General features: G+C 53.5%; 20 protein-coding genes, 3 tRNA genes and 1 pseudogene. 16 read left to right on the top strand and 8 right to left on the bottom strand.

Translation table 11 applies throughout. The annotated features are described in order from the left end of the window. Window positions 1-33 precede the first annotated feature (33 nt). Window positions 34-342: a type 1 fimbrial protein gene (locus JK621_RS24190; RefSeq protein WP_212557968.1), complete on the bottom strand. Its 309-nt coding sequence runs from the start codon at window positions 340-342 to the stop codon at window positions 34-36. Between the two features lie 315 nt (window positions 343-657). Between JK621_RS24190 and JK621_RS24185 the strand changes: the two genes are divergently transcribed. The 8 genes from JK621_RS24185 (at window position 658) to yejF (ending at window position 10,837) form a co-directional block, all read left to right on the top strand. Further along, window positions 658-1,632 carry a CobW family GTP-binding protein gene (locus JK621_RS24185; protein ID WP_212557967.1) on the top strand — a complete coding sequence of 325 codons (975 nt, stop codon included), beginning with the start codon at window positions 658-660 and terminating at the stop codon, window positions 1,630-1,632. 51 nt (window positions 1,633-1,683) lie between these two features. Beyond that, window positions 1,684-2,394, top strand: coding sequence for a phosphatase PAP2 family protein (locus JK621_RS24180; protein ID WP_212557966.1), 711 nt, complete (start codon window positions 1,684-1,686; stop codon window positions 2,392-2,394). Between the two features lie 408 nt (window positions 2,395-2,802). Then, window positions 2,803-3,378, top strand: coding sequence for a bifunctional murein DD-endopeptidase/murein LD-carboxypeptidase (gene mepS / locus JK621_RS24175; RefSeq protein WP_212557965.1), 576 nt, complete (start codon window positions 2,803-2,805; stop codon window positions 3,376-3,378). A gap of 253 nt (window positions 3,379-3,631) precedes the next feature. Beyond that, on the top strand, window positions 3,632-5,218 hold the full coding sequence (locus JK621_RS24170; RefSeq protein WP_212557964.1) for a cyclic di-GMP phosphodiesterase: 1,587 nt from the start codon (window positions 3,632-3,634) through the stop codon (window positions 5,216-5,218). Between the two features lie 89 nt (window positions 5,219-5,307). Beyond that, window positions 5,308-7,116: an extracellular solute-binding protein gene (locus JK621_RS24165; protein WP_212557963.1), complete on the top strand. Its 1,809-nt coding sequence runs from the start codon at window positions 5,308-5,310 to the stop codon at window positions 7,114-7,116. Between the two features lie 10 nt (window positions 7,117-7,126). Beyond that, window positions 7,127-8,221 carry a microcin C ABC transporter permease YejB gene (locus JK621_RS24160; protein ID WP_212557962.1) on the top strand — a complete coding sequence of 365 codons (1,095 nt, stop codon included), beginning with the start codon at window positions 7,127-7,129 and terminating at the stop codon, window positions 8,219-8,221. Next, window positions 8,218-9,243 carry an ABC transporter permease gene (locus tag JK621_RS24155; RefSeq protein ID WP_212557961.1) on the top strand — a complete coding sequence of 342 codons (1,026 nt, stop codon included), beginning with the start codon at window positions 8,218-8,220 and terminating at the stop codon, window positions 9,241-9,243. Before JK621_RS24160 ends, JK621_RS24155 begins: the two co-directional genes overlap by 4 nt. Window position 9,244: 1 nt before the next feature. Next, the gene (yejF, locus tag JK621_RS24150) at window positions 9,245-10,837 is read left to right on the top strand and encodes a microcin C ABC transporter ATP-binding protein YejF (protein ID WP_212557960.1); all 1,593 of its coding nucleotides are present in this window, start codon (window positions 9,245-9,247) and stop codon (window positions 10,835-10,837) included. 8 nt (window positions 10,838-10,845) lie between these two features. Here yejF and JK621_RS24145 read toward each other — a convergent pair whose 3' ends face one another. The 3 genes from JK621_RS24145 to rsuA all read right to left on the bottom strand — a co-directional run bounded on the left by JK621_RS24145 (window position 10,846) and on the right by rsuA (window position 13,738). Further along, window positions 10,846-11,190, bottom strand: a complete 345-nt coding sequence (locus JK621_RS24145; RefSeq protein ID WP_212557959.1) for a YejG family protein — start codon at window positions 11,188-11,190, stop codon at window positions 10,846-10,848. Between the two features lie 607 nt (window positions 11,191-11,797). Beyond that, window positions 11,798-12,994 carry a Bcr/CflA family multidrug efflux MFS transporter gene (locus JK621_RS24140; protein ID WP_212557958.1) on the bottom strand — a complete coding sequence of 399 codons (1,197 nt, stop codon included), beginning with the start codon at window positions 12,992-12,994 and terminating at the stop codon, window positions 11,798-11,800. A gap of 30 nt (window positions 12,995-13,024) precedes the next feature. Continuing rightward, window positions 13,025-13,738 (bottom strand): 16S rRNA pseudouridine(516) synthase RsuA, encoded by a 714-nt coding sequence (gene rsuA / locus JK621_RS24135; protein WP_212557957.1) that lies wholly within the window; start codon window positions 13,736-13,738, stop codon window positions 13,025-13,027. Window positions 13,739-14,047: 309 nt separating this feature from the next. On the opposite strand from rsuA, the gene JK621_RS24130 reads away from it, so the two are divergent. Next, window positions 14,048-15,805, top strand: a complete 1,758-nt coding sequence (locus JK621_RS24130; RefSeq protein WP_212557956.1) for a DEAD/DEAH box helicase — start codon at window positions 14,048-14,050, stop codon at window positions 15,803-15,805. A 161-nt stretch (window positions 15,806-15,966) separates the two neighbouring features. Next, entirely contained in the window at window positions 15,967-16,251 is a 285-nt protein-coding gene (gene rplY, locus JK621_RS24125) for a 50S ribosomal protein L25 (protein WP_004947109.1), read from the top strand. A gap of 85 nt (window positions 16,252-16,336) precedes the next feature. Here rplY and yejK read toward each other — a convergent pair whose 3' ends face one another. Then, window positions 16,337-17,347 carry a nucleoid-associated protein YejK gene (gene yejK, locus JK621_RS24120; RefSeq protein WP_004947114.1) on the bottom strand — a complete coding sequence of 337 codons (1,011 nt, stop codon included), beginning with the start codon at window positions 17,345-17,347 and terminating at the stop codon, window positions 16,337-16,339. Between the two features lie 177 nt (window positions 17,348-17,524). Between yejK and JK621_RS24115 the strand changes: the two genes are divergently transcribed. The 6 genes and pseudogenes from JK621_RS24115 to JK621_RS24095 all read left to right on the top strand — a co-directional run bounded on the left by JK621_RS24115 (window position 17,525) and on the right by JK621_RS24095 (window position 22,655). Further along, window positions 17,525-17,752, top strand: a complete 228-nt coding sequence (locus JK621_RS24115) for a YejL family protein (protein WP_006317912.1) — start codon at window positions 17,525-17,527, stop codon at window positions 17,750-17,752. Window positions 17,753-17,761: 9 nt separating this feature from the next. Then, window positions 17,762-19,543, top strand: a complete 1,782-nt coding sequence (gene yejM, locus JK621_RS24110) for an LPS biosynthesis-modulating metalloenzyme YejM (RefSeq protein WP_212557955.1) — start codon at window positions 17,762-17,764, stop codon at window positions 19,541-19,543. A 78-nt stretch (window positions 19,544-19,621) separates the two neighbouring features. Further along, window positions 19,622-19,698 (top strand) — tRNA-Pro (locus tag JK621_RS24105). A gap of 170 nt (window positions 19,699-19,868) precedes the next feature. Further along, window positions 19,869-20,111: a DinI family protein gene (locus tag JK621_RS24100; RefSeq protein WP_212557954.1), complete on the top strand. Its 243-nt coding sequence runs from the start codon at window positions 19,869-19,871 to the stop codon at window positions 20,109-20,111. An 838-nt stretch (window positions 20,112-20,949) separates the two neighbouring features. Continuing rightward, a pseudogene (locus tag JK621_RS25435) lies at window positions 20,950-21,126 on the top strand (recombinase); the annotation flags it as partial. Window positions 21,127-21,506: 380 nt separating this feature from the next. Then, window positions 21,507-22,655 (top strand): acyltransferase family protein, encoded by a 1,149-nt coding sequence (locus JK621_RS24095; protein WP_212557953.1) that lies wholly within the window; start codon window positions 21,507-21,509, stop codon window positions 22,653-22,655. Between the two features lie 189 nt (window positions 22,656-22,844). Here JK621_RS24095 and JK621_RS24090 read toward each other — a convergent pair. The 3 genes from JK621_RS24090 to osmE all read right to left on the bottom strand — a co-directional run bounded on the left by JK621_RS24090 (window position 22,845) and on the right by osmE (window position 23,500). Then, window positions 22,845-22,920, bottom strand: a tRNA-Thr gene (locus JK621_RS24090). A gap of 6 nt (window positions 22,921-22,926) precedes the next feature. After that, a tRNA-Ser gene (locus JK621_RS24085) sits at window positions 22,927-23,014 on the bottom strand. Window positions 23,015-23,170: 156 nt separating this feature from the next. Further along, window positions 23,171-23,500: an osmotically-inducible lipoprotein OsmE gene (gene osmE, locus JK621_RS24080; protein WP_006317915.1), complete on the bottom strand. Its 330-nt coding sequence runs from the start codon at window positions 23,498-23,500 to the stop codon at window positions 23,171-23,173. Window positions 23,501-23,543 lie beyond the last annotated feature (43 nt).

Here is a 23,543-nt window from a genome sequence, read left to right as displayed (position 1 = left end):
GCCGGGCAAGCTGTGCCGGCATGGCCGGATAACTTAACGATAAACCACGGTCATGACGGCCAGTTTTTTCTGTTGATCCACCCACTGCATTTCCGTCGTACCTAAATTCAGTGGAAGCTCTTTGCGTGAAACATCGAAATGCGCCAGGGTCTGTTGCCCTTGATAGTGTTGCCCATTGCGGTAACATTGCGTATTGGCCGTTGAACCGGCGATATCCACCGAACAGGGGCTTTCTACGATAGAACCAACAAAATGAATAACCCCGCCAGTGGTTCCGGCATGGCCTGCCGCCGTCCATGAAAACAACACTCCTGCGATCAACACTAACCGAAAGATGTTCATGGCAACCTCACTTTTGTTAACTCAATTTAAACATAGAGGATTTTCTTAGGAATAATCGTAAGGTAAGGGGATTTATTTGATGGATATTCCAACCATTAATAGCGTAAAAACAAGCTACTAACCGCTAACATCCATATCTAATACAGGGTTTTTGTTGGGAATTTTCCGAACGCCGGGCGTGGATTTAACCGGTTAAATGACGCATTTTAACGTATTGAATTTGTGACCTGGCGCAGGTTAAAACGCTCTCGCAAACAGCCAGGTAGCGTGGCTTACTTATCGACCCATCGACTTTATCAACATCAGGAATCATCAATGACCAAAACTAACCTGATCACCGGTTTTCTCGGCAGCGGTAAAACCACCACCATCCGCCATCTGCTGGCCAACAAGCCGGAACATGAGCGCTGGGCGGTGCTGGTGAATGAATTCGGTGAAATTGGCATCGACGGCGCGTTGCTGGCGGACAGCGGCGCAGTGTTGAAGGAGATCCCCGGCGGATGCATGTGCTGCGTAAACGGCCTGCCGATGCAGGTCGGATTGAATATGCTGTTGCAGCAAAGCAAGCCCGACCGGTTGCTTATCGAGCCCACCGGCCTGGGCCACCCGAAGCAAATCCTGTCGTTGCTGACGCAAGACAGCTACGCCGGCTGGATCGATCTGCAGGCCACGCTGTGCCTGCTGGATGCCCGCCAACTCAGCGAGCCGCGCTATCGCGAAAATGAAAACTTTCGCGATCAGTTGGCGGCAGCCGACATTATTTTGGCCAGCAAAAGCGACACCTATCAACCGCAGGATCTGTTGGCTTTGCAGCAGTGGACGGCGCAAGATCCCAGCCAGCGGCCGCTTTATCCCATAGAACAAGGCCGGGCGAAAGTGGATTGGCTCAACCTGCCTCGCACGAATCGCACAGAATTACCGGATGCGCAACAGCATCATAGCCATGCCAAAACCCAGGGCCTGGCCGCATTGCGGCTGCCGGAAACTTCACGTTGGCGACGGGCGCTCAATCAGGGCCAAGGATTTACCAGCTGCGGCTGGATTTTTGATGCGGACACGGTGTTCGATACCATTGGCATCATGGAGTGGGTACGGCTGGCGCCGGTCGAACGCGCCAAAGGCGTGGTCCGCATTGCGGAAGGCACATTGCTGATTAACCGCCAGGGGCAGGATCTGAATATCGAAACGCGCCCTGTCGCCCCGCTGGATAGCCGCATTGAACTGATCCACAGCGAAAATGCTGACTGGAACGCCCTGCAATCCCAATTGTTTAATATTCGTTTAAGTTAGAATCTTTACCGTTAGCGTCATTTTATTTTCAGACTTACAACAGGTTATGCCATGACTCGCCGCAATTTACCCTTCATCATTTTCTTCAATTTACTGGGCATTGCGCTGTTTCTGTCCTGGTTCCTGCCGGCTAACCACGGTTACTGGTTTACTTTGGACTCAGCGATTTTCTTTTTCTTCAACCGCCATCTGGCAACCGATCCCGGTTTTCTGCATTTGGTGGCGCTCACCAACAATCGCGCCTTTGACGTGATTTCACTGATCGCCATGGGGCTGCTGTACCTGTATTTTTATCTCAAGCAGGATGCCGTCGGCCGCCGCCGTTTGTTGATCACCGGCATTGTCATGCTGCTGACCGCCGTAGTGCTGAACCAGCTTGGGCACCTGCTGCCGGTGAAACACCCCAGCCCGTCGCTCAGCTTCGAGAATATCAACCGGGTCAGTACGCTGACCGGTATCCCCACCAAAGATGCCTCCAGCGATAGCTTCCCCGGCGACCACGGCATGATGCTGATGATTTTTAGCGGTTTTATGCTGCGTTATTTTAACCGCAGCGCCTTTGCAGTAGCGCTGCTGATCACGCTGGTTTTCTCACTGCCGCGCGTGATGATCGGCGCCCACTGGTTCACCGATATCGCCGTCGGCTCACTGTCCGTGGTATTGGTTGGCGCCAGTTGGTGTCTGATGACCCCACTCAGCGACAAGCTGATTGACAGGTTGAACCTGATGTTGCCCGGCAAGCACCGCCCCGCCCAACCATAACCAATCGCTATGACCCGCAGGAGGTTCGCCGCCTCCTGATCATTTCAGCGCCGCTTTTTGTTTATTTCCCCATCATCGCGTTAACGCTTTCGTCACCTGATTTCACCTAAAACCAACACAACGGACAATCAGCATTTTTTATATGAAGTTTTACATTATGTTACATCACAAATTCATATAAAAAAGGGCGGAAAAAGGCTCGCAATCCCTGATTCGTTGCGGTAATCTCGGATGCGTTTGTGCCTGGTTTACCTCGTTTCAGCATTAAATCCGTGAAAAATGTGCGTTCCGCCACGTTTTCAGCGGTAAGCGATTGTCGGGGCAGCAGGTGCAGATTAGGCTCATTCCGTTTGGCATTTTTCAGGTAGCGACTTACGTCGTTAAGGACTTCAAGGGAAAACAACAACAATGGTCAAATCTCAACCGTTTCTGAGATATTTTTTGCGGGTAGTACCTGCAATTGCCGCAGCGGTAATGCTCTCCGCGTGCAGCTCGACTCACACTTCGAACTTGAATAACGCACAAACTGAGATGCATGCAGTTAATGACAAAAATGGTCTTTTACTGCAAGCCTCTCAGGATGAATTCGAAGCGATGGTCCGTAACGTTGACGTTAAGTCAAAAATTATGGATCAGTATGCAGACTGGAAAGGCGTTCGCTACCGTTTAGGCGGCGAAACCAAACGCGGCATTGATTGCTCGGCGTTTGTACAGCGCACCTTCCGCGAACAGTTTGGTATGGATTTACCGCGTTCTACCTATGAACAGGAAGACCTCGGCAAGAAAATCGTACGTACCAAACTGCGTCCTGGCGATCTGGTGTTGTTCCACGCCGGCTCTACCGGGCGCCACGTCGGCATCTATTTAGGTAACGATCAGTTCGTTCACGCCTCTACCAGCAGCGGCGTGATGATTTCGAATTTAAGCGATAACTACTGGAATAAACGTTATCGTGAAGCCCGCAGAGTGCTGACCAGCAGCTGACGGCGCAATTACCTGATTGTCCTGAATACCAAACGAGCAATAAAACGCTGCCTCCGGGCAGCGTTTTTTTATCCATCACGTTACGCTGATAAAAAACTCACCTATCATCATCAAATACTATTAAGCGTGTGTTAGCGGATTAGCCTGCGTAAATAACGATGAATAATGACTGCACCACCGCCATTGGGATATATTAAGCGATCACTTGATAACAAAAACAGAATGATACGTCTTGCTCAGGGGGCAACGGTTTATGGGCTTGAAAAGGGCATTTGCACGCCATGTTTCGCACAGACGACGCAGCCTGGCTAAAAGCAGCATTGTCGCTCTGGTATTTTTTATCCTGTTTACAGGTATTACGCTCTCCCTTATTGATCACCAACGCGCGCAATATCAACGCAAGGTCGAACAACGCACAGAAAAATTCACCCTGGAAAATCTGGATAGTCTGACGGAAATCATGCAGCAACTGATGCCGTTGACGGAACGCTCCTGCACGTCCAGCCAGCCGGAAATTACCTATCAGGCAGCGTTTAATTCCGGCGTGCGTAGCCTCCTGCTGGTGAAAAACGGTTTTGCCTATTGCTCCTCGGCTACCGGCAGTATGATGCTGGCACTGAAAAATATTTATCCGGAAATAGATCCGCGCCAGATGCGGGATCTCAAATTGCAGCAGGGCACGCCGCTGGTGCCGGGCAAACCCGCAGTAGCCGTCTGGTTGCGTCACCCCGGGGAGGAAAACACCGGCGTGTTGGCGACTCTGGATATCAACCTGATGCCCTATCTGCTGTTCGCTTCGCGTGACTCCCGCGCGCCCGGCATGGCCATTATTCTGGGCGATCGCGCCCTGACCACCTTCGGCCCGAACCTGATACCGGTGAGCAAATTGCCGAACCACCAGGCCGATCGCGTGGCCATCGCCGGCACGCCGATGACGATTCTGTTTTATAACGAAACGCTGACGCCCAACGATATCCGCCTGACCCTGCTGGGCAGCCTGGTGCTGTCATTGATGATCGGCGTCTTGTGCTACTACACGCTGCTGCTGCGCCAAAGCCCGGAACGTGCGTTGATGCGCGGTATCAAGCGCAATGAATTCTTTATCGAATACCAGCCGGTGTTCCATACCCGCAAAGGGGCCGTCGCCGGGCTGGAGGCGCTGATCCGCTGGCAACATCCGATTGAAGGGCGCATCCCACCGGACCTGTTTATCCCCTACGCCGAAAGCGAAGGGCTGATTGTGCCGCTAACGCGCCACCTGTTTCGCCTGATTGCCGAAGATGTGCCACGCTTGGCGACGGTGTTGCCAATGGGCGCCAAACTGGGTCTGAACATCTCCCCTTCCCATCTGAGCGCCCCCTCCTTCCACCAGGACGTTTACGAACTGTTGGCGCAACTGCCCGGCGACTACTTTACGCTGGTATTCGAGATCACCGAACGCGGCATGGTGGAAGAAGCCAACGCGCTGGCGGAGTTTGACTGGCTGCACCAGCAAGGCATTGAAATCGCCATCGACGATTTCGGCACCGGCCACAGCGCGCTGATTTATCTGGAACGCTTTACCATGGACTATCTGAAAATAGACCGCGGCTTCGTCAATACCATCGGCCAGGATACGGTTACCGCGCCGGTGCTGGACGCGGTGATTTCACTGGCTAAAAAGCTGAAAATGCAAACCGTGGCGGAGGGCGTGGAAACCGCAGAACAATTGCACTTCCTGCAGGAACGGGACGTTAACTTTATGCAGGGGTATTATTTCAGCAAGCCGTTGAGCATCGACAACTTCGTGACATTCTGCAATGGCCAGCAGGTCTTTGATTATCAGGCGCAAAAAGCCTGATCTTTACATTACTTCACCCTGCGGCGCGGCAGTGAATGTTATGCTGGCCGCAGACTTAACCGACTTATCAGCAGGAGCTTACCGTCAAGATGTCCGTGCGCGTTTTTGCTGCCCTGGTGCTCTCAGCACTGAGTTTTGGCCTGCAGGCCGAAACCCTCAACGAAAGCTACGCTTTCGCCCTTCTCGGTGAGCCGAAATACGCCACCGACTTCAGCCATTACGACTACGTCAATCCGGCCGCACCCAAAGGCGGCGACGTGCGTATGGCGGCGATCGGCACCTACGATAACTTTAACCGTTACGCCTCGCGCGGCGTACCCGGCGAACGCACCGACGCCCTGTATGACTCGCTGTTCACCACCTCAGACGACGAAATAGGCAGTTATTACCCGCTGATCGCCGAATCCGCCCGCTTTCCGGCCGATATGCGCTGGGTGGAGCTGGACATTAACGCCCGCGCCCGCTTCCACGATGGCAGCCCCATCACCGCCGCCGATGTCGCCTTTACCTTTAACAAGTTTATGACCGAAGGCGTACCGCAGTTTCGCGTGTTGTACAAAGGCATTACGGTAAAGGCCATCTCCCGTCTGACGGTACGCATCGAGTTCCCGCAGCCGGATAAAGACAAGCTGCTGGGGCTGTTCGGGCTGCCGATACTGCCGGAGAGTTTCTGGAAAGATCATAAGCTGAACGAGCCGCTGGCCGCGCCGCCGCTTGGCAGTGGCCCGTATAAGGTCGGCAGTTACCGCCTCGGCCAATACATTACCTATCAACGGGTACGCGACTACTGGGCAGCCAACCTGCCGGTCAATCGCGGCCGCTTCAACTTCGACAGCATCCGCTACGACTACTATCTGGATGACAAAGTGGCGCTGGAGGCCTTCAAGGCCGGTGCCTACGACTTCCGCATTGAGGGTTCGCCCAAAAGCTGGGCTACCCAATATCAGGGCGGTAACTTCGCCCGTAACTACATTGTCAAACAGGATGAAACCAACCAGTCGGCGCAAAATACCCGCTGGATGGCGTTCAATATGAAACGCCCTCTGTTTGCCGATCGGCGCGTGCGCGAAGCGATCACGCTGGCCTTCGATTTCGACTGGATGAACAAGGCGCTGTATTACAACGCTTATCAACGTACCAACAGCTATTTCCAGAACACCCCTTATGCCGCTAGCGGCTATCCGGATGCCGCCGAACTGGCGCTGCTGGCACCGCTGAAAGGCAAGGTACCGCCGGAAGTGTTCACCAGCATCTACCAGCCGCCCTCCTCTGACGGCAGCGGCAACGATCGCCAGAACCTGCTGAAAGCCACCCAGTTGCTCAAGCAGGCCGGTTGGGAAGTGAAAAACCAGCAGCTGGTGAACAGCAAAACCGGCAAGCCCTTTACCTTTGAGCTGATGCTGCTGAGCGGCAGCAACTTCCAGTACGTCTTGCCGTTCCAGCACAACCTCAAACGGCTGGGCATCGAGATGCAGATCCGTGAAATTGACGTCACTCAATTCACCAAACGCATGCGTGACGGCGATTTCGACATGATGCCGACGGTCTATATGGCGATGCCGTTCCCAAGCTCTTCCCTCCAGACGCTCTGGGACTCCGAATACATCCATTCCAGCTGGAATACCCCCGGCGTCACCGACCCGGCGGTCGACAGCCTGGTACGCAACATCCTGCGGCATCAGGGCGACGAAAAAGCCTTGCTGCCGCTGGGTCGCGCGCTGGATCGGGTGCTGACCTGGAATAGGTTCATGCTGCCGATGTGGTATTCCAATCACGATCGCTATGCCTACTGGGACAAGTTCTCTACGCCGGCGATCCGTCCTGCTTACGTTATCGGCTTCGACAACTGGTGGTTTGACGTCAACAAGGCGGCGCGTTTGCCGACCCAACAACAATAAGGGGTCGGCGATGGCGGCTTATCTGATTCGCAGACTGTTACTGATTATTCCCACCCTGTGGGCGATCATCACCATTAACTTTTTCATCGTGCAGATCGCGCCCGGCGGCCCGGTCGATCAGGCAATTGCCAACATCGAGATGGGCCAGAGCAGCGGTTTTGGCGGCGGTGGCGCAGGCGAAGGCCTGGGGCACGCGCGGATCGGCGTCGGCAGCGCCACGGATAGCCAGTACCGGGGTTCGCGCGGCCTGGATCCGGAAGTGATTGCCGAAATCACCAAACGTTATGGTTTCGACAAGCCGCTGCATGAGCGCTATTTCACCATGCTGTGGAATTACATGCGTCTCGACTTTGGCGACAGCCTATTCCGCGGCGCGTCGGTAATGCAACTGGTGGGCCACAGCCTGCCGGTTTCCATCACCCTGGGCCTGTGGAGCACGCTGATTATCTATCTGGTGTCGATCCCGCTCGGTATTCGCAAGGCCGTGCATAACGGCAGCGCTTTCGATATCTGGAGCAGCACGCTGATTATCATCGGCTACGCCATCCCGGCCTTCCTGTTCGCCATTTTGATGATCGTGCTGTTCGCCGGCGGCAGCTACCTGGACTGGTTCCCGTTGCGCGGCCTGGTATCCAGCAACTTCGATAGCCTGTCGTGGTACGGCAAAATTGCCGATTATCTATGGCACATCACGCTGCCGGTGCTGGCGACGGTGATTGGCGGTTTCGCCACCCTGACCATGCTGACCAAAAACTCGTTCCTTGACGAGATCCGCAAACAGTATGTGGTCACCGCGCGCGCCAAGGGGCTGGACGAGAACAAGATCCTTTATCGTCACGTATTTCGCAATGCCATGCTGCTGGTGATCGCCGGCTTCCCGGCAACTTTCGTCAGTATGTTTTTCACCGGCTCATTGCTGATTGAAGTGATGTTTTCGCTCAACGGGCTGGGGCTGCTGGGGTATGACGCCACCCTGCAACGAGACTACCCGGTGATGTTCGGCACGCTGTATATTTTTACCCTGATTGGCTTGCTGTTGAATATCCTCAGCGATATCACCTATACCCTGGTCGATCCGCGCATTGATTTCGAGGCCCGCCAATGAGCCGCTTAAGCCCGATCAACCAGGCGCGTTGGGCGCGTTTTCGCAGTAATCGCCGCGGTTACTGGTCGCTGTGGGTTTTCCTGGTATTGTTTATCCTCAGCCTGGCCGCCAACCTGATCGCCAACGACCGGCCGCTGCTGGTGCGCTACGAAGGCCGCCTGTACCTGCCTTTCATGATCGATTACAGCGAGACCACCTTTGGCGGTGAGTTGAATACCGCCACCGATTACCAGGATCCTTTCGTAAAACAGCAGATCGATCGCCACGGCTGGGCGGTTTGGCCACCGATTCGCTTCAGTTACGACACCATCAACTTCGCCACGGAAGTGCCCTTCCCCTCTGCCCCTTCGCGCCATAACCTGCTGGGTACCGACGGCAACGGCAGCGACGTGCTGGCCCGCGTGCTGTACGGCTTTCGCATTTCGATGCTGTTCGGGTTGGCGCTGACGCTGTTTTCCAGCGTGATTGGCGTTTGCGTCGGCGCGATGCAAGGGTATTACGGCGGGCGTTTTGACCTGTGGGGCCAACGCTTTATCGAGGTGTGGTCGGGCATGCCGACGCTGTTTTTGATCATTTTGCTGTCGAGTATCGTACAGCCCAATTTCTGGTGGCTGCTCGGCATCACCATTCTGTTTGGCTGGATGAGCCTGGTCGGCGTGGTGCGCGCCGAGTTCCTGCGCACCCGCAACTATGATTACATCCGCGCCGCACGCGCTATGGGGGTGCCGGATCGGGTCATTATGTACCGACATATGCTGCCCAATGCGATGGTGGCGATGCTGACCTTTTTGCCGTTTATTCTCTGCGGCTCCATCACCACGCTGACTTCTCTCGATTTCCTGGGCTTCGGCCTGCCGATCGGCTCGCCGTCGCTCGGTGAACTGTTGCTGCAAGGCAAAAACAACCTGCAAGCGCCATGGCTCGGCATCACTGCGTTCCTGGTGCTGGCGGTGCTGCTGTCTTTACTCATTTTTATCGGCGAAGCCATACGCGACGCCTTTGACCCCAGCAAGGCGCATTGATATGGCTAGCACTCCACTGCTTTCAATTCAGGATCTCAGCGTCGCTTTCCGTCAGGGAGACCAGCTGAATCAGGTGGTCAACGGCATTTCGCTGCAGATAGAAAAGGCCGAAACGCTGGCCCTGGTGGGTGAGTCCGGCTCGGGCAAAAGCGTGACCGCGTTGTCGGTACTGCGGCTGTTGCCTTCGCCGCCGGTGGTCTATACCGGTGGGGATATCCAGTTCAATGGCAGCTCGTTGCTGCACGCGCCGGAAGCCGAATTGCGCAAAGTGCGCGGCAACCAGATTTCGATGATTTTTCAGGAACCTATGGTGTCGCTCAATCCACTGCACACCATTGAGAAACAGTTGGCGGAAGTGTTGGCCCTGCACCGTGGCATGCGGCGCGACGTAGCGCGCGGGGAGATTATTCAATGCCTGGATCGCGTCGGTATTCGCAACGCCAAAGGCCGGTTGAAAGACTATCCGCACCAGCTCTCCGGCGGTGAACGCCAGCGGGTCATGATCGCCATGGCGGTATTGACCCAGCCAAAACTGCTGATTGCCGACGAACCGACCACCGCGCTCGATGTGACCATTCAGGCACAGATCCTGCTGCTGCTGAAGGAACTCAAGCAAGAAATGGGCATGGGGTTGCTGTTTATCACCCATAACCTGAATATCGTTCGCCGCCTGGCGGACAATGTGGCGGTGATGCGCAACGGCCAGTGCGTTGAACACAACAGCCGGGCGGGCCTGTTCAGCCAGCCGCAACACCCCTATACCCGGCAACTGTTGGCAGCGGAAAATGTCGGCGATCCTCTGCCGTTGCCGGCAGACGCAGCACCGCTGCTGAAAGTGGAAAATTTGCAGGTCAGCTTCCCGATCAAGCGCGGTTTGTTGCGCCGCACGGTTGACCATCATTACGCGCTGAAGGGGCTGAGTTTTGAGCTCAAGAGCGGGGAAAGCCTTGGCTTGGTGGGAGAGTCGGGTTCGGGTAAAAGCACTACCGGGCTGGCGCTGCTGCGCCTGTTGACCGCCGGCGGCGCTATCTGGTTTAACGGCCAGCCGCTGCACCAGTTCAGCCAGAAACAGATGCTGCCGTACCGCAGCCGGATACAAATCGTGTTTCAGGATCCCTTCTCTGCGCTGAACCCACGGCTAAGCGTGCTGCAAATTATCGCCGAGGGGCTTGAGGTTCATCAAAAACTGAGCGCCGAACAGCGCGAACAAAGGGTGATTGACGCTTTACAGGAGGTAGGTTTGGATCCCGCCTTGCGCCACCGCTACCCTACCGAGTTTTCCGGTGGCCAGCGCCAGCGTATTGCCATCGCGCGGGCACTGATTCTGCAACCGCAGTTGCTGATTCTGGATGAGCCGACCTCTTCGCTGGATAAATCGGTGCAGGCCCAAATCCTGACGCTGCTGAAGTCGCTGCAACAGCGCCACCGGCTGGCTTATCTGTTTATCAGCCATGATTTGCAGGTGGTGCGCTCGCTTTGCCATCAGGTAATCGTACTGCGGCAAGGGGAAGTGGTGGAACAGGGTGACTGCCAGAGGATCTTTAACTCGCCGGCCGCCGCTTATACGCAGCAGCTGTTGCAGTTGGCAGACTAGTAGCGGGCTCAGAAAGGGTATTGTGCGCTCAGTGGCTCGGCGATGGCGGCACCCACGTTTTTTAACCGGCATAAGGTGGCGCTTTCATCGCAGCGGTGCACAAACAGGCAAGCTTCCCCTTCCCACTCCACGATGGCGCAATCGACCTGAATCTCCTGCAAAGACAGCTTGAGCTGTTGCATTACCTGCCAGGCGTCCCCTCCTTCATGGCTGAGCAGTTTCAGACCAATCAGGTTGTTATCCTCGTCTATCACGCTAAGCGGAATCGGTTCAACCTTGATACCGGTAAAACCTGATAGCCAACGATAACTTTGCGGCAAGCGATGCACTACCGAAAGTTGGATACTATCCACATGAAATCCCTAGTTTGAAAAGTGAAACATTTTTACCTGACAGGGTAACTAAGTTATAGCCGTTGAGAACCGACTCCGCCGCGCACACATGTTATTTAAATGTAAAATATGTGACAACCTATTAACCAGCCCCTGCGCTTGCTGATGTCGTGCTGTTTTGGTGCTCCGCGCAATGTCATTTCACGCTATTTTGCGACTCAGCTCGCATTTTTGCGTTATATGTAACCCTTTCCCGTTGTGATCTCAACTCTTTTTTCTTGCAATACGGTTACTTTTCACTCTTCATAATTTTACATTGAAGAAACATTCAGCTTCGGCAATCGATGCCAAAAAACCAATTAACCCATTGATTTTAAATAGTCACAAAATAAATCACCGGCCCTATTCAGGCAAAGATAATACGGTGAAGCCCGATAATTGCCTGAGCAGGCCCCGCTCTTTTTTTAACAAAAAGCACACAGATTGCACGTTGCTCATTTAATTAGCGCACTTATATTTAGCAACAAAACTCCCGTTGTCAGCGGGATGATTGAAGGTTCGGAAAATACCCTGACAAAGGCTCAGCGCCAAACTGGCCTTTGTCAGACAGGATAAAATCGTGGAAGGGTCAGGCTACGTTGTTGCGTGGACGGCTGGCATACAAATAGAACAGCACCGCTACGATGCTGCACAGCGCCATGGAGGAGACCATCGGCCAGGCGCTCTTGCCCGGGGCCATCGACAATATCGCTCCCACCAGAGCACCGATGCTGAAGCGCAGCGTACCGGCCAGCGAGGACGCCGTACCCGCCATATGCGGGAAATCATCCAGGATCACCGCCATGGCGTTGGACGAAATCATGGCGATACAACCCAGATAAACCGCCACGCCGAGCACCAGCGCCCAGAAGCCCAGGCCAATGGCGCTCACCGCCAGCAACCACAGCCCCATCGCCAGTTGAACCAACAAGCCCAGCCGGAACATGTTGATCGCCCCCCGCCGCCGAACATTACGGCTGTTGATCAGGGTTGTCAGGAACAGAAACACGATATTCAACGCAAAGTAATAACCAAAATGCTGCGGAGAAACGTTATTCAACTCGATGTACACGAACGGCCCGGCGCTGAGGAACGAGAACATGCCGGCGAACGAGAAGGCGCTGGCCAACATATAACTCAGCACGCGCTTGTGGCGGAACAGCGAAGCGAAATTGCCCAACGTGGTGCGTAGATGGAATTTCTGCCGCCGCTCTTTCGGCAGCGTCTCTTTGATAAAAAACGCCACCAGCAGCGAACCGATCAGCGCCGCAGCGCCCATGGTCCAGAAAATCGCATGCCAGCTGAACCACAGCAGCAGCGCACCGCCGATCATCGGCGCCAGCAAGGGCGCAATGGTCATCACCAGGATGACAAACGACATCATGCGCGAAAACTCGTCCTTGGTGAACATATCGCGCATCAGGGCATTGATCACCACGCTGGCCGCCGCCGCCGACAGGCCGTGCAGGAAACGCAGGTTGATCAACTGCTCGATCGACTGCGCCATGGCGCAGGCGCCGCCGGCGATGGCGAAGATCAGCGTCCCCCAGAGGATCACCGGCTTGCGCCCTATGCTGTCCGACATCGGCCCATAGAACAGTTGCCCCAGGGCAAAACCGAGCATATAGGCGCTGAGCGTCATCTGCACGCTGCCCGACTCGACGCCGAACTGACTGGCTATCACCGGCATACTGGGCAGATACATGTCGATAGCCAGCGGCATCAGCATGGAAAGCAGGCCCAGAATAAAAATCAAACCGAGGTGAGATGACCGGTTCTGTTGCACGTTCAACGACTCCTTAATCAGCCGCAGCCGTTAGTCCTGTAAATGTGGCGCGCCTACGCTGGCGATTTCTTCTTCAGTCAACGGGCGGTATTCCCCCGGAGCCAAATCTTCATCCATCACGATGGCGCCAATCCGCTCGCGGTGCAGTTCGATAACCCGATTGCCGACCGCCGCGAACATGCGTTTCACCTGGTGGTAACGCCCTTCGCTGATGGTCAGGCGCACCAGAGTGTCTTCAATTTTTTCCAGCTGCGCCGGACGAGTCAGATCTTTCTCATTATGCAACTGCACGCCTTCGGCAAACTGCTGCGCAGTATCTTCCGCCAGCGGATGCTCCAGCGTGACCAGATAGGTTTTCTCACAATGATGTTTCGGTGAGGTGATGCGGTGCGACCACTGCCCATCGTCAGTCATCAGCACCAGGCCGGTGGTGTCGATATCCAGCCGACCGGCGGCATGCAGTTTATAAGCGACCGGCTCATCGAGGAAATACAGCACCGTCGGGTGATCGGGATCGTCCGTAGAGCAAACGTACCCCTGAGGCTTGTTGAGCATGAAATAGCGCGGGCCGCTCAGCTGTTGCAGCGGGTTGCCGTCAAACGCGACCACCTGCTCCGGGGTCAGTTTGACAGCCCCGCTCTTCACCACTTCACCGTCCACGGTGACGCGCTTTGCCCGAAGTTCACGCGCTACCAGCGCGCGGCTAACACCTAACTGCTGAGATAAAAACTTGTCCAGTCGCATTGAATCTGCTTTGCCTGTCGTTGTTATGATCGCATTGATCGTATTGCTAAAATATGACGCCCGCCGTTGCACCAGGTGCAACAGGGCAGGTTCGGAGAGGGGGAAACAGCGATTACTGTCACAGGAGTATAGCGGCGGAAACGGCCCCCTGACAGAGGTAATTTCCACGCTTCTCGCACCGCATGCGCTCAGAAGGCATAATAATAGAAATTTTTTAGCCGCCTGAGGAGTAAAATGTCACTGTTTCTGTGGGTTCAGATGTTGCAAAACATGTTCCCGGCGGCCCATTTCAACCAACGGCGTTAATTCATGGCCTTTACTCTACGCCCCTACCAATTGGAAGCGGTCGAAGCCACCATCAAACATTTCCGCCGGCATTCGCAACCGGCGCTGATTGTGCTGCCGACCGGTGCAGGCAAAAGCCTGGTGATCGCCGAACTGGCGAAGCGGGCGCGCGGCCGGGTATTGGTGCTGGCCCACGTGAAGGAGCTGGTGGCGCAAAACCACGCCAAATACTGCGCCTATGGGCTGGAGGCGGATATCTTTGCCGCCGGGCTGCAGCAAAAAGACAGCGCCGGTAAAGTGGTGTTCGGCAGCGTACAGTCCGTGGCGCGTAATCTACCGCTGTTCGAGGGGGCATTTTCCCTGCTGATTATCGACGAATGCCACCGCATCAGCGACGACGATGACAGCCAGTATCAGCAAATTATTCAGCACCTGCAAAAATCCAACCCGCAGCTGCGCTTGTTGGGGCTGACCGCCACGCCTTATCGGCTGGGCAAGGGCTGGATTTACCAGTATCACTACCACGGCTTTACCCGCGGCGATGCCGGCAGCCGGTTTCGCGACTGCATTTATGAACTGCCGCTGCGCTATATGATCAAGAACGGCTATCTGGTGCCGCCGGAACGGCTCGACATGCCGATTGTGCAGTACGATTTCAGCCGCCTGGAGGCCAGAAGCAACGGCCTGTTCAGTGAGGCAGACCTCAATCGCGAGCTGAAACGGCAAAATCGCATCACGCCACATATCATCAGCCAGATCGTCGAATATGCCGAAACGCGCCAAGGGGTGATGATTTTCGCCTCCACCGTTGAGCATGCGCGTGAGATCCACGGCCTGCTGCCGGCCGGCGAGGCCGCCTTGGTCAGCGCCGAAACGCCGGCCGCCGAGCGGGATGCGTTGATTGAAGCGTTCAAGCAACAGCGGCTGCGCTATCTGGTCAATGTCGCGGTGTTGACCACCGGCTTTGACGCGCCGCATGTCGATCTGATCGCCATTCTGCGCCCCACCGAATCCGTCAGCCTTTATCAGCAAATCGTCGGCCGCGGGCTGCGGCTGGCTCCCGGCAAAGAGGATTGCCTGATCCTCGATTACGCCGGTAACCCGCATGACCTGTTTACACCGGAGGTCGGCGTCAGCAAACCGCACAGCGACAGCCAGCCGGTGCAGGTATTTTGCCCCGGCTGCGGCTTCGCCAACCTGTTCTGGGGAAAGTGCACCGAGAATGGCGACATCATCGAGCATTACGGCCGCCGCTGTCAGGGCTGGCTGGAAGACGATGACGGCCATCGCGAACAGTGCGACTACCGCTTTCGTTTCAAGAGTTGCCCGCACTGCGGCGCGGAAAACGACATTGCCGCACGCCGCTGCCACCAGTGCCAGGAAGTGCTGGTCGATCCCGATGACATGCTGAAAGAGGCGCTGAAACTGAAGGATGCATTGGTTCTGCGCTGCGGCGGTATGGCGCTGCAAAGCGGGCGCGACGAAAAAGGCGAATGGCTGAAGGCCACCTATTACGATGAAGACGGCACCAGCACCAGCGAGCGTTTCCGCCTGCAAACGCCGGCGCAGCGCAAAGCCTTCGAGATGCTGTTTCTGCGCCCGCATCAACGCGCGCCCGGGGTGCCGTTCAGTTGGCAAACCGCCGCCGACGTGCTGGCCCAGCAGGCACTGTTGCGTCATCCGGACTTTGTCGTGGCGCGCAAACGCGGGCAATTCTGGCAGGTACGGGAAAAAGTGTTCGATTATCAAGGCCGCTTCCGCCGGGCCAACGAGCTGTATTGATGCCCGCATCGCGCAGATTCGGGAGGTTTCCATTGCCCTGCCGACGGCTTTCCGTTAAAATGCCGCCCGCTTTAGCTGGGTTCGCCCGGTGCTAAAGTGGTTTATCGAACCTGTTACTGGGTCGCCTTAACAGGGTAAATTTTCTTTTAAGAGAAAAAACAATGTTCACTATCAATGTACAAGTACGTAAAGACCAGGGTAAGGGTGCGAGCCGCCGCCTGCGTGCAGCTAACAAATTCCCAGCTATCGTTTACGGTGGCGAAGAAGCTGCAGTTTCCATCGAATTAGACCATGATTCTGTAAAGAACATGGAAGCTAAACCAGAATTCTACAGCGAAGCAGTAACTCTGGTTATCGACGGTAAAGAAACCAAAGTTAAGGTTCAGGCTGTACAGCGTCACCCGTTCAAGCCAAAACTGACCCACATCGACTTCGTTCGCGCGTAATCGCAACGTATTCGAGCTTTTCGGGACGCCGAAGTAGAAAACGCCGCAATTGCGGCGTTTTTTATTGCCTGCGATTCGGCAAAAGTTACTTGTTGCCGCCGTTTAAGCGGCGTTGCAACTGATCGCGCAAATTCGGCGGCGTGCCTTTAATGGTCAACGTATCCGTTGCCGCATCCCAGAACACTCGCTCACCCAACAGCATGGCGTCAAAGTTCATGCTGATGCCGCCGCCGCTGCCGGCGAACTTGGTCAACTGACGCAAAGTGCCACGATCGGCCGGGAAGCTGTCTTCCAGTTGATAACCCTGTTCGCTGGAAAATTGCAGGAAATCTTTTTCGCCCACCGGCGCGATCTCTTTCGACAGTTCCTGCAGCTCTATTTCCTCGCCGGCCTGCAACTGTTCGTTGCAGTAGCTGTAAACCTGCTGGCGCACCGACTGGCGCTCGTTTTTATCCAGTTGAGCGTCGGCGCAGTAATCGTCAACCGCCTGCAGCAAGCCCCGGTTCTGCGCTTTGGTGTCCAGCCCTTCGGCCGCCGCCAGGAAATCCATAAAGAAATCGGACACCTTGCGCCCCACACGGCCTTTCAGGAAGGTCAGGTAACGGGTGGATTCCGGGTTGGTTTCCCACTCGGTCAGATCGATGCGCGCCACGATGTCGGCGTGGTTGATGTCCAGATAATGGGTGGTATTGATATCCAGCTCTTCATTGACGCGCGAGCTGTTGCGGCTGTTGAGCACCGCGATCAGCAAATACTCTGTCGATAGGTAACGATACTGGCCAAAAAGCACCACGCCGCCTTCGGCAAACGGGTACTTGCCCAATTCATCGCGCAGGCGGCCTGTCGCCGCACGGCTGAAGGCCAGAAAGTCCTTATCGTCCTTGCGGCAGGTGCGCAGCGCATCCGCCAGCTCACTACCTTCATTGAACAGGCCATAAGCCTTGCTCTTGGCACTGTAGACACGATGCAGTTCCTCCATCATCTCTTCCACCGCCGCATTGGTGGGAAGAAGAGAGTCGCGCAGCACCACGTCCAGCGTTTGTTCATCGCGTTTTACCAACTGGTGCAGAGCGATCTGGTCGATATCCAGACTCATGATAAATCCTCCTGTTCTTTGAGCGCGTATTCAAGCACTGAAGGCTTCGCCCTGCAACTGTAAAGCGGGATCGGCAAACGATCGTTACCTTAACGCGTACCACGCTATAAAAGAGCGGAAAATCACGGCTCTATACGGTAAGATATGGGACTTTGTCAGGCTTTGAGCGCAATTTTTATGCCACAATCATCCCGTTACAGTGACGAACACGTTGAACAACTGCTCTCTGAGCTGGTCAATGTTCTGGAAAAACACCATACTCCCACCGATCTTTCTCTGATGGTGCTGGGCAACATGGTAACTAATCTGATCAACACCAGCGTTGCTCCCGCGCAGCGGAAGACGTTGGCAAGATCGTTTGCAGAAGCTCTGCAAGCTTCTATTCGTGAAGACAAAGCGCATTAATAATTACTTATGGTGACAAACCGTCAGCGTTATCGTGAAAAAGTCTCCCAGATGATTAGCTGGGGGCACTGGTTCGCCTTATTCAATATTCTGCTCGCCCTCGGGTTGGGTAGCCGCTACCTGTTTGTCACCGACTGGCCCTCTTCCCTGTTGGGCCGGGTTTATGCCCTGGTCAGCTTACTGGGGCATTTCAGCTTTATCGTTTTCGCCGGCTACCTGCTGGTGATATTCCCGCTCACCTTTGTGGTGATGTCGCAGCGGCTGCTGCGGTTTATTTCCGCCGCGCTGGCCACTACGGGGCTAACACTGTTGCTGGTAGACAGCGAAGTGTTCACGCATTTCCACCTTCATCTTAACCCGGTGGTGTGGGAGCTGGTGGTTAATCCGGATCAAAGCGAGCTGGCGCGCGACTGGCAGCTGATGTTCATCTGCGTGCCGGTTATCTTCCTGGTGGAGATGCTGTTTGGCACCTGGAGCTGGCAAAAGCTTCGCAGCCTGAACCGCCAATATTTTGGCAAGCCGCTGGCCGTGCTGTTTATCAGCACCTTTTTTGCCTCGCACCTGATTTATATCTGGGCCGACGCCAATTTCTATCGCCCGATCACCATGCAGCGAGCCAACCTGCCGCTTTCCTACCCGATGACCGCGCGTAAATTCCTTGAGAAACACGGCCTGCTCGATCCGCAAGAGTACGAGCGCCGTCTGGTGCAACAGGGCAATCCGGAGGCCGTAGCGGTGGAATACCCGCTCAACGATCTCAGCTACAGCGACAAAGGCAGCGGTTATAACCTGCTGATGATCGTCGTGGATGGCGTTCGCGCCCAGGATATGACCAAGGATATGCCTGCCCTCGCCCGCTTCGCGCAGGAGAACGTAAGCTTCAGCGATCACTACAGTTCGGGCAATCATGCGGATACCGGCCTGTTTGGCCTGTTCTACGGTATTTCGCCGACCTATCTGGACAGCATTCTCGCCGCGCGCAAACCTTCTGCCCTGGTGAGCGCACTCAGCGCTCAAGGCTATCAATTTGGTCTGTTCTCGTCAGACGGCTTTAATGCCAGCCTGTATCGTCAGGCGCTGTTGACCGACTTCTCGCTGCCGGCACCGGCCAGACAAAACGATGCGGTAACCACGCAGCAATGGCAGCGTTGGCTGAACGATCAGAACAACAAGGCACCGTGGTTCTCCTACATCAACTTCCGTGGCGCTGAACCTGCGGCCAATGAAAAAACGCCGGCCCCGGCCGACTTTATTCAACGTTATCGCGCCGGCGCGCAGGAAGTGGATACGCAGATTGCCGAAGTGCTCGACACGCTGAAAGCGCGCGGCGTTCTGGATAACACAGTGGTGGTGATTACCGCAGAGCACGGTATTGAATTCAATGATACCGGTAAGGGCTACTGGGGCGCGGGCAGCAGTTACAATCAACAACAGTTGCAGGTGCCGCTGGTTATCCACTGGCCGGGTACACCGGCCCAGGCCATCAATAAGTTGACCGGCCATAACGATGTAATGCGCACGCTGATGCAACGTTTACTGCACGTTAAAACGGCTCCCAATGACTATTCGCAGGGTGAAGACCTGTTCACCGCACAGCGCAGGAATAACTGGGTAGCCACCGGTGATAACAACCTGTTGATCATCACTACGCCAACACAAACCATGGTGCTGGACGGCAATGGAACTTATCGGGCGTACGATAAAAACGACAAAGAAATAAAAGACGAGAAACCACAGCTTACCCTGCTGTTGCAGGTGCTGACTGACGTTAAACGCTTCATCGCCAACTAACTGCTTAAAATACAAGCAATCAGGCGCTACTACTCTTGCATTGATTTTGGTTAAGGGTAGTATGATTTGCCATAGCGTCGGCATGTAGCGCAGCTTGGTAGCGCACCGTCATGGGGTGTCGGGGGTCGGAGGTTCGAATCCTCTCATGCCGACCAAAAATCCTTAGAAAAACCAACCCATAGCGGTTGGTTTTTTTTATTCAATGTTTGCCGATGGTAAAACAATGGTATAACCCCCGACGAAACCGTCCAAAAAATCCCAACTTTTAAAAAAGCCGACACTCGAACACACTGTATTAATAACCAGTTAAATTTGAGGTTTCAAAATGTTTGTAGAACTCGTTTTTGATAAACGTAATGTTAATGGTTTGCCTGACGCGGCAGAGATTATCAAAGCTGAATTGACTAAGCGGGTGCATCGGATTTTCCCCGATGCCGATGTGAGAGTGAAGCCTATGCAGTCTAACGGCCTTAACTCCGATGCAAACAAAAGCGACAGGGAAAAGCTCAATCGTATGTTGGAAGAGATGTTCGAAGAAGGCGATCAATGGCTGGTAACTGATATCTGACTCATAAATAAATGGCACGCAGATTTTCTTCCTGACCGAAAATGACCGGTATCCATCAAAGTTCAACAGCCTCGCAATATACGCTATACGCGAAGACGAAGAACACCAGCGCTGGCTGTACGCCTTTCAGAACCAGCGCTGACCTCTCGAAATCCCCTTTAAAAACCCAATGGGAGGCAATGGAAGCAGCATTCGCCTTCAACTTCACCAATTTGTTTAGTCTGAACGCTGGGAAATTGTTAGCATTTAGATCGATTTAAACGATCGATACTAGATAATTGATCTGCAAAACCAATTTGAAGCGTTTTAACTAAGGCCTCAACATATAGGACTAATCCCCTTGACTTGGCCCACAAATGCCCATCAAAGCGCTGACACGGATAGCAGCACTGACCTCCGCTGTTTCCATTATCACTGGTTTCACTCACTGGCCTGATATTATGTTCATTTCAAGCTGCGTGATGCTTGCTATCTGGGCTCATGCTGAATGGGATTGGAGAAGGCGGAGATAACTCCGCCGAGTCTTTTTTAGTTAACAAACTGGCCACGTAGCGACATAACCGCTTTCAAATCATCACGTTTATCCACCTGTTCTTCTGCCGTAAGAACACTGTCATAGACTGCTGAACATCCTATCAATTCAGGTAGCCTCATATTTTGTTCGGCGCTTGGTGAACCGTTAAACACGTTCAGCCGAATTGATTTTTTACGTTTAGTGAGCGAGGTTGAACGACGCGATCCACCCGCTCGAGTGATCGATGCTTCCGTGTTTGAAACTGTTACAGTGAAGCACGTCCAGCCACCCACCGCTCCGCCATGCTCTACAGAGGCCACAGAAATGGATGAGCGTCCGACGTTCTACGAGATAAGGGCATTAGCCGCATACTTGTTCGATAATCAAGGGATAGACCCGCAGGGCCGTATGTCTCACAGCGATGCAAAATCCACGAAGATTTATACACAGAACCATATCGACTGGGTGGTAGTTCCCCATCGTGAAATAAAAACAGGGTGATGGTAAAAGACACCCTAACTTGTTGATGTGTACAGGCCAACTTATGCGAGAGGCACACTGTATTTATATACAGAAAAAAGTATTCAAAGCCAGTAATGGTGCAGGCTGCAGCGATTATCCAACGGTTTCATGGGGTGTGGGGGGGCGAATCCTCACATGCCGACCAAAAACCCTTAGAAAAACCAACCCATTGCGGTTGGTTTTTTCATGACTGCGATTTGTATGTAACGCGCCCCTGACAACCCCACCTACATAACGATCGCCAGTGCCAAATTCAGACATTGCCCCGGTAAACTATCTAAATATGCCATGCTATACTGACAAAAATTCACCTGAATATGGGTAGTTGTTAATGAAATATTGTTCAGAGGGGCTTGCCAATGCAACCTGCTAAGAAATGGTCGCAGGAGCTGGAAGGGTTACGTGGTCTGGCGTCTTTATGGGTCATTTTGGGCCATATTTGTATATTAACCAGTTTTCACTTCCCCATACTTTCAGATCCTGGAATCGGGGTTGATCTATTCATCTTGCTTTCTGGCTATCTGATGGCTAAAAATTATGTCGAGCGTAAAGAGAAAGAACCTTGGACTGAAAGTGCGACCTTCAAGAAATTTTGGCTACGCCGCTTCTTCCGTATAGCCCCGCTTTACTATGTATTACTCGTTTTTGCTATTGGTTTTGGCAGTTATTTTGGTGAGGCTCGGGAAACTATCAGCAGTTTTTATAGCGCAACCCAAACTAATAGTTCACGCTATAGCGATAACTCGTTATTAAACATTTTTACCCATGTAACGTTTATGTTTGGCTTTCTGCCAAGCTTTTCATTTAATACCGTGCTGCCAGACTGGAGCATAGGGCTGGAAATGCAGTTCTATTTCCTTTTTCCATTCATAATGTTAGCCGTAATGCAGCTAGGCTTCGCGCGGGCATGTTTTACCGTAATTGCACTGTGCGTGATTGCTAAACAGTTGTTGCCTAATTACTTTTCCGCGTTCCCTATGCCATCAATGATACTGATAAAGTTGCATCTTTTTATAGCTGGCATGTTTATTTCTGAAGCTATACGCGGAAAAAGCTTTAAATATGTGTTTTTTGCCTTGGCTGCAGCTTGCATCAGTATTTATATGCAAGATAGTTTTAACAAGATCCGTTTTCTGGCTGAAATTGGCATGCTTTTAATGTTGGCTACTATTCTTTGGCCAAGGGTTGAAGGTAGCCTCTGGGCGAACGTGCTGCGTTTCCCTCGCTGGATACTGACCAATAAGGTTAGCGTCTTTATGGGGGATGTTTCCTACTCCGTGTATCTGCTGCATCTGTTAATAGTTCTTCCTGTCATCGCTTTCCTGCTGTCAACCCCCCAATTTGCCGGATTGCCTTCCATAGCAAGATTTATGACTGCATCTATTATCATTTTGCCCATAACTTATGGGATTGCAGTGTTGCTCTATAAGTTTATCGAAAAACCGGGCATCAAACTGGGCAAAACAATTATCAGTCGTAAGCTGAGCAAAGCCATTGCCTTGCCGTAAAAGCAAAGGTAGATGATGCAATAACCCCCTCCTGTAATATTTACAAGGAAGGGGTTAGACAGACCCAGTAAGTTTGCTCTCGGTCGATGTCAGTTTAACGATCCTGATTAAAAAAGCGAAAGAAAAAAACCCAGTAATCTTTTAGATTACTGGGTTTTAAGACGGACTAAACGTCAGTATAACTTAATATGGTGCCGGCTACCGGAATCGAACTGGTGACCTACTGATTACAAGTCAGTTGCTCTACCAACTGAGCTAAGCCGGCTTAATTTGGCGGAAGGACAGAGATTCGAACTCTGGGAGCTGTTACACTCGACGGTTTTCAAGACCGTTGCCTTAAACCACTCGGCCATCCTTCCAATGGGCGCAGATATTAGCGATACCGTTATGAAATGTCTACTGTTTCATGCAAAAAAATGCAGTAAAAAGCGCATTTGCTTAAACTTCATGCGACTGGCGGTTAAAAAATGAAAAACCCCGCCAACGCGAGGTTTTATTGTTCAGCGCAGTAAGGCTTATTTAGGCTGAGAGTCGTAGTCTGAACAGGTCTGATAGCCCTTGTTCATCACATGACCGGTGTCGCTGTAACTGACAAAATAGGTTTGCACTTTACCGTCGCGCGGCGCCACCGCATAAGTGTCGCAAGTCCCCTGCGCATTAACCAGCGTTGCAGAGGTTGACGGTGGGCCGGCAATTGCCCGCACCTGCTGTTTAGTCATCCCTACCTTTACATCGCTTACCACAGGTTCCTTCACGTAACTGGCGGCCCTGTCATAAGCGGTACAACCGGCAAGAATGGAAAATGTCGCTGCGGTGCAAACGGCTAAAACCAGCTTATTAGTCATGGCTTGTCCTCTTAACGTACGTTTGTTGTTCTCTAAGTCTAGA

It is taken from the genome of Serratia plymuthica (assembly GCF_018336935.1).
Classification (GTDB): domain Bacteria; phylum Pseudomonadota; class Gammaproteobacteria; order Enterobacterales; family Enterobacteriaceae; genus Serratia; species Serratia plymuthica_B.
The sequence above is the reverse complement of the archived record's forward strand: the minus strand, read 5'-3'. Positions and strand labels throughout refer to the sequence as shown.

Coding starts and splice junctions, on each gene's coding strand:
- JK621_RS24185 (WP_212557967.1), top strand. CDS start 658: ATGACCAAAACTAACCTGATCACCGGTTTTCTCGGCAGCGGTAAAACC.
- rsuA (WP_212557957.1), bottom strand. CDS start 13,738: ATGCGACTGGACAAGTTTTTATCTCAGCAGTTAGGTGTTAGCCGCGCG.
- osmE (WP_006317915.1), bottom strand. CDS start 23,500: ATGACTAATAAGCTGGTTTTAGCCGTTTGCACCGCAGCGACATTTTCC.
- rplY (WP_004947109.1), top strand. CDS start 15,967: ATGTTCACTATCAATGTACAAGTACGTAAAGACCAGGGTAAGGGTGCG.
- JK621_RS24190 (WP_212557968.1), bottom strand. CDS start 342: ATGAACATCTTTCGGTTAGTGTTGATCGCAGGAGTGTTGTTTTCATGG.
- JK621_RS24130 (WP_212557956.1), top strand. CDS start 14,048: ATGGCCTTTACTCTACGCCCCTACCAATTGGAAGCGGTCGAAGCCACC.
- yejM (WP_212557955.1), top strand. CDS start 17,762: ATGGTGACAAACCGTCAGCGTTATCGTGAAAAAGTCTCCCAGATGATT.
- JK621_RS24170 (WP_212557964.1), top strand. CDS start 3,632: ATGGGCTTGAAAAGGGCATTTGCACGCCATGTTTCGCACAGACGACGC.
- JK621_RS24095 (WP_212557953.1), top strand. CDS start 21,507: ATGCAACCTGCTAAGAAATGGTCGCAGGAGCTGGAAGGGTTACGTGGT.
- JK621_RS24180 (WP_212557966.1), top strand. CDS start 1,684: ATGACTCGCCGCAATTTACCCTTCATCATTTTCTTCAATTTACTGGGC.
- JK621_RS24165 (WP_212557963.1), top strand. CDS start 5,308: ATGTCCGTGCGCGTTTTTGCTGCCCTGGTGCTCTCAGCACTGAGTTTT.
- mepS (WP_212557965.1), top strand. CDS start 2,803: ATGGTCAAATCTCAACCGTTTCTGAGATATTTTTTGCGGGTAGTACCT.
- JK621_RS24100 (WP_212557954.1), top strand. CDS start 19,869: ATGTTTGTAGAACTCGTTTTTGATAAACGTAATGTTAATGGTTTGCCT.
- JK621_RS24115 (WP_006317912.1), top strand. CDS start 17,525: ATGCCACAATCATCCCGTTACAGTGACGAACACGTTGAACAACTGCTC.
- JK621_RS24160 (WP_212557962.1), top strand. CDS start 7,127: ATGGCGGCTTATCTGATTCGCAGACTGTTACTGATTATTCCCACCCTG.
- yejK (WP_004947114.1), bottom strand. CDS start 17,347: ATGAGTCTGGATATCGACCAGATCGCTCTGCACCAGTTGGTAAAACGC.
- yejF (WP_212557960.1), top strand. CDS start 9,245: ATGGCTAGCACTCCACTGCTTTCAATTCAGGATCTCAGCGTCGCTTTC.
- JK621_RS24155 (WP_212557961.1), top strand. CDS start 8,218: ATGAGCCGCTTAAGCCCGATCAACCAGGCGCGTTGGGCGCGTTTTCGC.